Annotated in this window: 3 protein-coding genes; all 3 read right to left on the minus strand. The window is 77.0% G+C overall.

All coding sequences use genetic code 11. The annotated features are described in order from the left end of the window. The 3 genes from ACIPYS_RS07815 to ACIPYS_RS07825 are packed head-to-tail and all read right to left on the minus strand — an operon-like array spanning position 1 to position 11,757. The gene (locus tag ACIPYS_RS07815; RefSeq protein ID WP_400744563.1) at positions 1-3,411 is read right to left on the minus strand and encodes an amino acid adenylation domain-containing protein; all 3,411 of its coding nucleotides are present in this window, start codon (positions 3,409-3,411) and stop codon (positions 1-3) included. Beyond that, a complete protein-coding gene (locus ACIPYS_RS07820) occupies positions 3,404-6,928 on the minus strand; it encodes a type I polyketide synthase (protein ID WP_400744566.1) in 3,525 nt (1,174 codons plus the stop codon). The genes ACIPYS_RS07815 and ACIPYS_RS07820 overlap by 8 nt, the downstream gene beginning before the upstream one ends. Next, entirely contained in the window at positions 6,925-11,757 is a 4,833-nt protein-coding gene (locus ACIPYS_RS07825) for a beta-ketoacyl synthase N-terminal-like domain-containing protein (protein WP_400744569.1), read from the minus strand. Before ACIPYS_RS07825 ends, ACIPYS_RS07820 begins: the two co-directional genes overlap by 4 nt.

Raw genomic sequence — 11,757 nt, forward strand, 5'->3', positions numbered from 1 at the left:
TCAGGAACGGGCACGGCGCACGGCCGCCTGTTGCCGCCGGGCACCGGCCCGGCGTCGGTTCTCCGCGCGCTCGCGCGCGGCCGCGCCGGGGGCGGCGGACGGATCCGCCCCGGACCGGCTCAGATGGGCGGCCAGCGAGGCCACCGTGGGGTGCTGGAACAGGTCGACCATCGACACCCGGTGGCCGAGGTCCGCCGCGAGCAGCGACCGCAGTTCGGCCATCAGCAGCGAGTGCCCGCCGAGGTCGAAGAAGTTGTCGTGGGCACCGACCCGCTCCACCCCCAGCACCGTGCGCCACAGCCCGGCCAGCGACCGTTCCAGCCCGGCCCCGGGCGCGGTGAACGGTGCGCCCGCCGCCGGGGCGTGCTCGCCCGGCTCGGGCAGCGCGTTGCGGTCCACCTTGCCGCTCGGGGTGAGCGGCAGCGCGTCCAGCACGGCGAAGGCCGCGGGCACCATGTACCCGGGCAGCCGGCCGCGCAGATGGGCGGCCAGCTCGGCCGGCCCGGGCGGCGCCCCGGCGTCGGCGGCGGTCAGATGGGCGACCAGCCGGACGTCCCCGGTCCGGTGCGGACGGGCCGTCACCACGGCCTCGCGCACCCCCGGGTGCTCGGTCAGCACGGCCTCGATCTCGCCGAGCTCGATCCGCAGGCCGCGCAGCTTCACCTGGTGGTCCAGTCGGCCGAGGTACTCCACCGCACCGTCCTCGCGGAACCGTGCGAGGTCCCCGGTGCGGTACAGCCGCGCCGCCGGGTCCGGGTCGAACGGGTCCCGGACGAAGCGCTCGGCGGTCAGGTCGGGCCGGTTCAGATAGCCCCGGGCCAGGCCCCGGCCGCCGATGTGCAGCTCGCCGGGCACCCCGACCGGCACCGGCCGCATCGCCTCGTCCAGGACCAGGATCCGGGTGTTGGCGATCGGCCGGCCGATCGGCACCGGCCGTCGGGGGTCGTCGTCCGGCCCGCAGGTCCAGTGGGTGACGTCGACGGCTGCCTCGGTCGGGCCGTACAGGTTGTACAGGGCGGCGGCCGAGCGGGCCAGGAAGCGGTCCTGGAGGTCGCGCGGCAGCGCCTCGCCGCTGCACACCACCCGGCGCAGGCTGACGCACTCCTCCACCGGCTCGCGCAGGAAGGCCTGCAGCACCGACGGCACGAAGTGCACCGTCGTCACGCCCTCCTGCCGGATCGTGCGGGCCAGGTAGCCGGTGTCCCGGTGTCCCTCCGGCCGGGCCAGCACCAGGGTCGCGCCAGCCGCCAGCGGCCAGAAGAACTCCCACACCGACACGTCGAAGGAGAACGGCGTCTTCTGCAGCACCCGGTCCGTGGCGTCCAGCCGGTAGGCGTCCTGCATCCACAGCAGCCGGTTGCGGATCGCGGCGTGCACGTTCATGACGCCCTTGGGGGTGCCGGTGGAGCCGGAGGTGTAGATGACGTAGGCGAGGTCCTCGCCGCCGACGGCGACCTCCGGGGCGGTGTCGGGCTCGTCGCCCGGCCCGGCCTCGAACTCCTCCACGCACAGCACCTCGGCATCGACCGCCGGCAGCCGCCCGAGCACCCGGCGCTGGGTGAGCAGCACCGGCACCCGGGCGTCCCGCGCCATGTGCTCCAGCCGGGCCGCCGGCAGCTCCGGGTCCAGCGGCAGATAGGCGCCGCCGGCCTTGAGCACCGCCAGCAGCGCCACCACCAGCTCCGGCGCGCGTTCCATGCCGACGCCGACCACGGTGTCCCGGCCGACGCCGAGCCGGCGCAGCCGGTGCGCGAGCCGGTTCGCCCGCCGGTCCAGCTCCCGGTAGCCGACCGAGCGGCCCTCGAAGCGCAGCGCCACCGCCTCCGGGGACAGCCGGGCGCGTTCCTCGAAGGCCTGGTGGATCCAGCCGGACCCGTCCGGCCACTCCCGGGCGGTGTCGTTGAACTCCACCAGCACCCGGTGGCGTTCGGCCTCCGTCAGTAGCTCCAGCCGCTCCACCGGGCACTCCGGATCCGCCACGGCCTGCTCGGCGAGCCGGCCGAGACGTTCCGCCAGCCGGGCGACGGTGGACTCGTCGAACAGGTCGCGGTCGTACTCGAACCAGCCGCTCAGTCCGCCGTCCCGGTCGAAGGCCTGGAGCTCCAGGTCGAACCGGGCGCCGCCGCCGCGTACCGGCACCGGCTCCAGCCGGGCGCCGCCCAGGGTGAGGTCCGGCACCGCCTCCCGGCCGTAGGCGAAGCTCACCTGGAACACCGGCGGCCGGCTGAGGTCGCGGGCCGTGCCCAGCTCGCCGACCACCAGCTCGAACGGCACCTCCTGGTGCTCGTAGGCGTCGAGGCAGGACGCCCGCACCCGGTCCAGCACCCCGGTGAACGAGGGCCCGCCGCCCAGCTCGGTGCGGATCGGCAGGGCGTTGACGAAGTAGCCGATCAGCGGCTCCAGTTCGGGCCGGTCGCGGACGGCGACGGGCACTCCCACCACCACGTCCTGGGAGCGGGCGTACCGGGACAGCAGCACGGTGAACACGGCCAGCAGCGCCATGTAGGTGGTCGCGCCCCGGCGGTGGGCCAGCTCCGACAGCCCGCGCAGCAGCGGCTCGGGCAGCTCGAACGGCAGTGTGCCGCCGTTGAAGCCCTGGACGGCCGGACGCGGTCGGTCGGTCGGCAGCTCCAGGGCGGCCGGCGCCCCGGCCAGCCGCTCCTTCCAGTACGCCGACTGCTCCGACCAGCGGCCCTGTTCGTGCTGCTCGCGCTGCCAGAGCGCGAAGTCGGCGTACTGGACCGGAAGCTCGGGCAGCGGCGAGGGCAGGCCGGCCGCGAACGCCTCGTACAGCGCGACGAGTTCGGCCAGCAGCACCCAGAACGACCAGCGGTCCGAGACCAGGTGGTGCAGGGCCAGCACGAGCACCGACTCGTTCTCGCCGGTGCGCAGCAGGTGCAGCCGCAGCGGCGGCCCGGTCTCCAGGTCGAACGGCTCGCCGACCGCGGCCGCCGCGATCCGCTCGTCCAGCCCGGCCGGGGTGAGGCCGGCCTGCCGCAGGTCGGTCACGGGCAGTTCGGGCTCGACGGACGGCCGCACCACCTGGACGGGGCGGCCCTCGCGCAGCGCGAAAGTGGTGCGCAGCGCCTCGTGCCGGCGGACCACCTCGCGCAGTGCCGCGTGCAGCACCCGGGCGGCCACCGGGCCGCGCACCCGCACCGCGCCCGGCACCACGTAGGCCGGGTTCGCGGGCCGGACCTGCTCCAGGAACCACATGCCCTGCTGGAACAGCGAGAGCGGGAAGACGTCCTCGGCGGGGGCTGCCGGGGCCGCGGGGGCCGCGGGGGCCGCCGGGGCCGCCGGGGCCGGAGGGGCCGTGCCGTCGGCCGCCCGCCGCTCGGCGAGCAGGCGCTCCAGGTGCGCCCGCTGCTCCGGGGTGAGCGCGGCGAGGCGCTCGTCGAGCTCAGTCATCGATCCGCTCCGACTCCCCAGTGACCTGCTCCAGGAGGGCGAGCAGCTCGGCGGTGGGGTCGGTGGCGGTGCCGGGGGCGGTGACGGCGCCGGGGACGGGGGCGTGGTCGGTGGAGCGGGCCGCCCGGCGGATCGGCGCCGCCTCCCCGGTGGCGGTGGCGGCGGGCCCGGCGGCCGCCAGTCCCTCGACCACCTGCCCGGCCAGACTGCGGACCGTGGCGCCCTTGAGGAACTCGGCGACGGTCACCTTGACGCCCAGCCGGCCCTGGATCTCGTTGCGCAGCTCCACGGCCATCAGCGAGTCCAGGCCGAGGGTGGACAGCGGCGCGTCCGCGTCGACGGCGGCCGCGCGCGAGCCCAGGGCGGCACGCACACTGGCGGTCAGTCCGGCGACCAGGGTCTCGACCCGCTGCTCGGCGGGGGCGGCCAGCAGTTCGGCGCTGGTCGGCAGCGCGCTCGCCGCGGCCCGGCCGGGGGCACCGGGCAGCCGGCGGGCCGGGGCCGTCCGGGCGGAGGAGGGCCGCTCGGTCCGCTCGGCGCGTGCGGCTCGTTCGGTGCGCGCCGGGCCTTCGGTGCTCGGGACGCGTTCGGCCCGCTCGGCCCGCGGGGCGGGGCGCCGCACGGGCGCCGCGGCGGAGCCGTCGCCGCTCGGCTCGTGCCAGCAGCGGGTGGCGGCGAACGGGTAGTGCGGCAGCGACGTCCGGGCCCGCCGGTACTCCCGGTCGAACCCCGCCCAGTCGACCTCGGCCCCCTCGGCGTACAGCTGCCCGAGGCTGCCGAGCAGGACCTCCCAGTCGTCGTACTTCGGCCGCAGGCTGGGCAGCATCAGCACGTCGTCACCGGTCAGCACCTCGCCGACCAGGCCCAGCAGGGTCGGCGCCGGACCGACCTCCAGGAAGGTGCGGTGGCCGAGCTCGTACAGCGCCCGCACCCCGTCGGCGAACAGCACCGGCTGCCGGGCGTGCCGCAGCCAGTAGTCGGTGTCCAGCGGCTTGTCCCACGGCCACAGCCCGCCGGTCAGGTTGGACAGCAGCGGCACGGCCGGTGCGCCGAACGGGACCTTCTCCAGCGCCGCCCGCAGCGGCTCCAGCACCGGCTCGACCAGCGGGGAGTGCGAGGAGGTGGAGATGCGCAGCCGCCGCACCTCGGCGCCGCGCGCGGCGAAGGCCGCGCAGACCTCGTCGACGACCTCCCGCACCCCGGAGACGGTGGTGTTCGCCGGGCCGTTCACCGCGGCGACGGCGACCAGCGCCTCGTCGTGGCGGGCGAGTTCGGCGGCCACCTCGGCCGCCGGGGCGGCGATCGCCGCCATCGCGCCGGACTCGGCGAGCCGCTGGAGCAGCCGGCCGCGCTCGGCGACCAGCCGCAGGCCGTCCTCGAGCGACAGCGCGCCGGCGAAGCAGGCGGCGGCGTACTCGCCGAGGCTGTGGCCGATCACGGCGGCCGGTTCCACCCCCCAGGAGCGCCACAGTCCGGCCAGCGCGTACTCCACCGCGAACAGCCCGGGTTGGGCGAACTCCATGGTGTTGATCAGCTCGCCGTCCGCCGCCGAGTCCGGGTACACGGCGGCGAGCAGCGGCGCCGGCAGCACGTCCCGCAGGATCTCGTCGCAGCGGTCCAGGGTGCGCCGGAAGAACGGCTGCGTCTCGTACAACCGCCGGGCCATGCCCGCGCGTTGCGGCCCCTGTCCGGTGAAGAGGAAGACCGGTTCGGCCGCCGGTCCGGATCCCGCCGGGGTGCCCCCGGACCGGCCCAGCAGCAGTCCCTCGCCCGGATCGTCGCGGACGAAGTCCGCCAGCCGCTCGGCGAGTTCGCCGGGAGTCGCGCCCACGGCGGCGAGGCGGTGCGGGAAGTGCGAGCGGCCGGTGTTCGCGGAGAAGCACAGGTCGGCCGCGTCCGCGGGACCGGCCTTCGCCAGCCGGTCCTGGTAGCGGCGGGCGAGCTTCAGCAGGGCGCCGCCGCTGCGCGCCGACAGGGCGAGCACCGACAGCGGGCGGTCCTCGCCCGGTCCGTCGGCCGTCCCCGCGCCCGCCCCGGCGTCCGTCCCGCCGCCCGGCGGGACGGCCGGGGCGTCCGGTGCCTGCTCGACGATCAGGTGCGCGTTGGTGCCGCTGAAGCCGAAGCTGCTCACGCCCGCCAGCCGCCGCGCCCCGCCTGACCCGGACCCGGATCCGGACCCGGCCTCGGCCGGCCACGGGGTGAGCGCGGTCGGCACGGCGAAGGTCGTGCCCTCGAAGGAGATGTGCGGATTGAGCTCGGCGAAGTGCAGATTGGGCGGGATCTGCCCCCGGTCCACGCAGAGCGCGGCCTTGATCAGCCCGGCGATCCCGGCCGCCGCCTCCAGATGGCCGAGGTTGGTCTTCACGGCGCCGAGGTGCAGCGGCGCGCCCTCGGCGCGGCCGTAGACCTCGGCCAGCGCGGACACCTCGATCGGGTCGCCCAGCTTGGTCCCGGCGCCGTGGGTCTCGATGTAGCCGACCCGGTCCGGACCCACCCCGGCGGCGGCCAGCGCCCGGCGGAAGACCTCGCGCTGCGCGGCGCCGTTGGGCGCGGTCAGTCCCGAGCTGCGCCCGTCCTGGTTGACGGCCGAGCCGCGGATCACCGCGAGCACCCGGTCGCCGTCGCGGCGCGCGTCCGAGAGCCGCTTGAGCACCACCACGCCGCAGCCCTCGCTGCGCACGAAGCCGTTCGCCGCCGCGTCGAAGGTCTTGCAGCGGCCGTCGTCGGCCAGCATCTCCGGGAACTGCGAGAACGAGATCGCCGCGTCCGGCGCGACCACCGCGTTGACGCCGCCCGCCATCGCGAGGTCGCACTCGCCGAGGCGGAGGTTCTGGCAGGCCTGGTGCACGGCGACCAGCGAGGAGGAGCAGGCGGTGTCCACCGAGACGCTCGGCCCGCGCAGGTCCAGCAGGTAGGAGAGACGGCCGCTGGCGATGCTGTGCGCGACGCCGGTGGACGCGTGGGCGGTGATGTCCTGCGGCTCGCGGAACAGCAGCCCGGCGTAGTCGTTGCTGCAGATGCCGAGGAACACCCCGGTCCGGCTGCCCGCCAGCGCGTCCGGCGCCTGCCCGGCGTCCTCCAGGGCCTCCCAGGCGACCTCCAGCACCAGCCGCTGCTGCGGGTCCATCGACACCGCCTCCCGGCGGGAGATGCCGAAGAACTCGTGGTCGAACCGGTCGATGTGGTCCAGGAAGCCGCCCCAGCGGGTGCTGTGCTTCCCGGGGGTGCGCGGCCGCTCGTCGTAGAACGCCTCGACGTCCCAGCGGTCGGCCGGGATCGCGCCGATCGTGTCGGTGCCGGCGGTCAGCAGCTCCCAGTACGAGTCCGGGTCGGTGACCCCGCCGGGGAAGCGGCAGCCGACGCCGACGATGGCGATCGGCTCGGTCCTGGCCCGCTCGTGCTCGTCGATCCGGCGCTGCATCCGCTCCATGGTCAGATAGGCGCGCTTCATCGCCGTCGTCGAGCCGGTGCGGTCCTCGGGCGTGTCGCCCCGGGTGGTGTGCTCGCGCGTGGTCATCGTCCCTGCCCCCGGTCGGTCGGATCGGCACTGGTGTCGAACTGCTCGGTCTTGGCGAGGAGGAGGGCCTCCAGTTCGCGTTCCGACAGCCCGTCGAGGTCCTCGGGGCCGACGGGGCCGTAGGGGTCCGCGGGCCCGTGGAGGTCGACCTCGGCGCCGTGGAACCGGTGGAGGCCGGCGTCCGGGCGGTGCGGGCGGTCGGGGCGGTGCGGGTGGTGCGGGGCTTCGGCGTCCTCGGCCCCGGCGGCGGCCTCCAGCAGGATCCCCATCCGTTCGGCGAGGAACGGCACCAGGGCGTCCAGCGTCGGGTACTGCCAGCCCAGCGTGGCGGGCAGCGGGACGCCGAGGGACAGCTCCAGCCGCGAACGCAGCTCCAGGGTCCGCATCGAGTCGAAGCCGAGGCCGGCCAGCGGCGCCGAGCTGTCGATCGCCGCCGGGTCCGGCGCCCCCGGGCCGTCCAGCACCCGGGCGGCCAGCTCCCGGCAGTGCCGGACCAGCAGGGCCCGGCGGCGCCGGCCCGGCTCGACCGCCAGCAGCTGCCGCCGGAGCGCCTCCCCGCCGTCGGAGTCCGCCGCCGCGGCGCCGGTCCCGGGAGAGCCGCCCTGTGCGGTGCCCGCGCCGCCTGCCGAGCGGACGATCGCGGCCGGGCTGCCCAACAGCCGGGCGAGGGAGGACAGTCCGGCGCCGTCCACGCTCAGCGCGGGCAGTCCGACGGCCCTGCGGTACCCGGCGAGCGCGTCCAGGCAGGCACCGAGCGCCGTGGCCCGGCCGGGTGCGGAGGCCGGGTCGGACAGCACCAGGAAGTCCAACGGCCTTTCGGCGGTGGCGAGATGGAGCCGCCAGGCGTCGGCGGCCGGGCCGGCCGCGGTCAGCGGGTCGTCCTCGTCCTCCGCCGGTCCGTCGCCGTCCGCCGCATCGGTCGTGGCGAGGTGCGCCGCCTCGGCGCCCGCGAGGTGCACCACCCCGGCCAGCGGCGCCGCCGGGGTGTCGAACGCGGCCACCGCGGCGGCCACCTCCTCGGCACTGGACGGATCGGCGACCGGCAGCACCGTCTCCACGCCCCGGGCGCGCAGTTCGGCCACCACCGGCTCCGCGGCGGCGTCCGCGGCCGAGCCGGGGGAGCCGAGCAGGGCGATCCGCCGTGCCCCCAGGTCCGCCAGCCGGCGGGCCGCGGCCAGCGCCACCGGGGTGGTGCCCCCGGTGACCAGGTAGCCGGCCCGGGCCCGGACCACCGAGCGGGTCGGCGGCACCGCCAGTTCGGGCTCCGGCTCCGGACGCAGCACCAGCTTGCCGGTGTGCCGGGCCTGCGCCATCGCCGCGAACGCCTCCCGGGCCCCGGCGAACGGGTGGACGGTGACCGGCAGCGGCCCGAAGCCGCCGTCCTCGAACCCCCGCACCACCTCCTCGAACAGCTCGGCCAGCAGTTCCGGTTGCGCGTGGAAGGTGTGGTCCAGGTCGACCGCGAACAGCGCTCGGTTCGCCTTCAGCCCGCCGAGGCCGATCGGACTGTCGTCGTGGATGTCGCGCTTGCCCAGCTCGACGAACCGCCCGCCCGGCGCCAGCAGCGCCAGACCGCGCCGCAACGCCTCCCCGGTCAGCGAGTTGAGCACCACATCGACCCCGCGCCCGCCGGTGGCCGCCGCGACCTCTGCCGCGAAGTCCGTCGAGCGGGAGTCCGCCACCAGCTCCACGCCGCCGAGTTCGCGCAGGAACCGGCGCTTGGCGGCCGTGCCCGCGGTGGCGAACACCCGCGCCCCGCACCGCCGGGCCACCGCCAGCGCGGCCAGGCCCACACCGCCGCTCGCCGAGTGGACCAGCACCGTCTCGCCCTTCCGCAGCCGGGCCAGGTGCCGCAGCCCGTAGACGGCGGTGAGGTAGGCCACCGGCACCGCCGCCGCCTGCTCGTCGTCCAGTGCCGACGGCCTCGGCGCGACCAGGTGCTCCTCGGTGGTGGTCCAGGACGCGAGCGCGGACGGCGCGACCGCCATCACCCGGTCGCCGACCCGGAAGCGCTCGACCCCCGGGCCGACCGCGCTCACCCGGCCCGCGCACTCGACCCCCAGCGGGACGGTGCCGGCCGCGCCCGGGTAGGCGCCCATCGCCTTGAGCACGTCGCTGAAGTTCAGCCCCGCCGCCGCGACCTCGATCTCCACCTGGCCGGGGCCGGGCGCGGTCCGCTCCCAGCGGGTCGGCGTCAGGCTCTCCAGCAGACCGGGCCGGACCGCCAGCAGCCGCTGGTTGGTGTCCAGCTCAGGATCGAACGGCCGCCGCTGCCAAGCGGGTTCGGTGCCGTCGGCGGAGTCCTGCGGCACCCGGACCGGTGTGTACGCGAGCGGTCCGCGCAGCGCGGCGGAGAACTCCCCGGCCGGGCGCAGCAGCACGTCCAGCAGCCGGGCGGCGTCGTCCCGCGCCGGGTCCGGGTCGAGGTCCACCAGCAGCGGGCGGGGCGCGTCCGTCCCGGCCGGGGCCACCTCGGCCGCACCCCACAGCAGCGCCTGCACCGGGTCGGGCGCCCCGTCCCGCTCGGTCACCCGCTGCCCGCCCCGGGTCAGCAGCACCAGGCGAGGGGCTCCGGGCAGCCCCTCGGCGGCCAGTTCCCGGACCAGCGGCGGGGCCGGGCGGAGGGCGTCCTCGCGCGCCGCCGGGAGCGGGAACGGCACCGGGCCCCGCGGCGCCGGTCCGGCGGCCGCGTCCAGGCCCCAGGCGTACAGGACCCCGGCCCACGGCTCGTCGCCGGCCGCGCGCAGCTCCTTGAGCAGAGCGGCGAGGTCCTCCGGGCGGGCCGGGTCGAGCTCGTACCGCAGCGGGTCGATCCGCCGGGAACGGCCGCCCGGGGTGACGGTCACCCAGCTGCCGCGCCGGGCGACGAGTTCGGCGCCCAGGGCGCCGGCCGTGCCCGCGCGGTCGGCGAAGAGCAGCCAGCGGCCCGGTGCGCCGGCCGGCGCGCCCGTGCCGTGCCCGGCCTCGGCCCACTCCAGGGCGAACAGGGCGCGCCCGGTCCCCTCCTCGGCGGGCTGCTGCCGTTCCACCGCGGGCGCGGGCGCGGGCGCGTCGGCGGCCGCAGGCGCCGCGGCTGCCGACGCCTCGGGCGCCTCGGGCGCGTACCGGCGGCGCTGCCACGGGTAGTTCGGCAGATCCAGCACGGCCCTGGGCAGGCCGGCGAACCCGCCGTCGGCCTCGTCCCGGTCGTGCTGCGCACGCTCGGCGAGCACCACTCCGGACGGCGCGCCGCCCTCGGCCAGCCCGCGCAGCGCCCGCAGCGCGGCGGCCCGGTCGGCGGCGGCGATCCGCGCCCGCCAGCGGTGCCGGGCCCGCCCGGCACCGGCCGTGTAGGCGAACGCCGGGTAGGACCCGTCCGGCAGCCCGGCGAGCCGCCCGTGCAGGGCTTCGGCCAGCGCCCGCACCGCCTCCGGCGTCCGGGCGGACAGCTCGAAGCCCGCCACCGGAACGGTCGCGGCGCGGTCCTCGGCCTCCTCGGCCGCACCGAGGATCACCTGGGCGTTGGTGCCCCCCATGCCGAACGCGCTCACCGCCGCGTGCCGCCCGCCGCGCTCCGGCCAGGGCCGCAGCGTCGTCGGCAGGGTGATGGCGGTGCCGTCCAGGTCGATCAGCGGATTGAGGGCGGTGAAGTTCACCAGCGGCGGCACCTCGCGCCGCCGCAGGCACAGCACCGCCTTCACCAGGGCGATCACCCCGGCCGCCGACTCCGGGTGGCCCAGATTGGCCTTGACCGAGCCGACGCTCAGCTCGGCCCCGCCGTTGCGACGGCCCAGCGCGGCGGCGATCGCCTCCATCTCGATGGTGTCCCCGAGCGAGGTGCCGGTGCCGTGCGCCTCCACCAGCCCGATGTCGGCGGGGGCGAGCCCGGCGTCCGCTAGCGCCGCCTCGGTCAGCGCGACCTCCGACAGCACATTGGGCGCGGTGAAGCCGGTCGAGCGGCCGGTCTGGTTGACCGCCGAGCCGTGCACCACCGCGTGCACCCGGTCGCCGTCGCGCCGCGCATCCTCCAGCCGCTTCAGCACCAGGACGCCGCAGCCCTCGCCCCGGGGGAAGCCGTTCGCCCGGGCGTCGAAGGGCCGGCACCGCCCGTCCGGCGACAGGGTGCCCGCCAGCTGGTGCAGCCGGGTCGCGCGCGGCGAGAGCACCAGGTTCACCCCGCCCGCCAGCGCCACGTCGCACTCCCGGCGGGCCAGCGCCTGGCGGGCGAGGTGCACCGACACCAGCGAGGAGGAGCAGGCGGTGTCCACCGTGATGGCGGGACCGGCCAGCCCCAGCGCGTACGCCACCCGGCCCACCGTGAAGCAGTGGCCGTTGCCGCCGGCCCAGTGGGTGTCCAACTCGCCGCTGTGCCAGTCCCAGTACTCCTGGCCGGTGATGCCGACGAACAGCCCGGTGCGGGCCGCGTCCAGCCGGTCCGGCGGCAGCGCCGCGTTCTCCAGCGCCTCCCAGGCGACCTCCAGCAGCAGCCGCTGCTGCGGGTCGACGCCCCGGGCCTCGGCCGCGCCCATGCCGAAGAACTCCGCGTCGAAGTCCATCACCTCGTCCAGGAACCCGCCGCTGTGCGGCAGTTGCTCCCACTCGGCGGCGAACGGCCCGCGCCGCCCGGCGGGCAGCGGGCCCACCAGCTCGCGGCCCTCGGCCAGCGCCTCCCAGTAGCCGTCCAGGTCGGCGATGCCGCCCGGCAGCCGTAGTCCGATGCCGACCACGGCCAGCGGGCCGGTGCCGCTCGCGGCGTCCAGCTGCGCCCGCAGCTTGCGGACGGTGTCGAGTGCCCGGGTGAGCGGGGTGGGCGCGGGCGCGGCGGTGCCGCCCTGCTGCTGCTCCGTCAT

The sequence above is a fragment of the Kitasatospora sp. NPDC089913 genome, assembly GCF_044748625.1.
In the GTDB taxonomy this organism is placed as follows: domain Bacteria; phylum Actinomycetota; class Actinomycetes; order Streptomycetales; family Streptomycetaceae; genus Kitasatospora.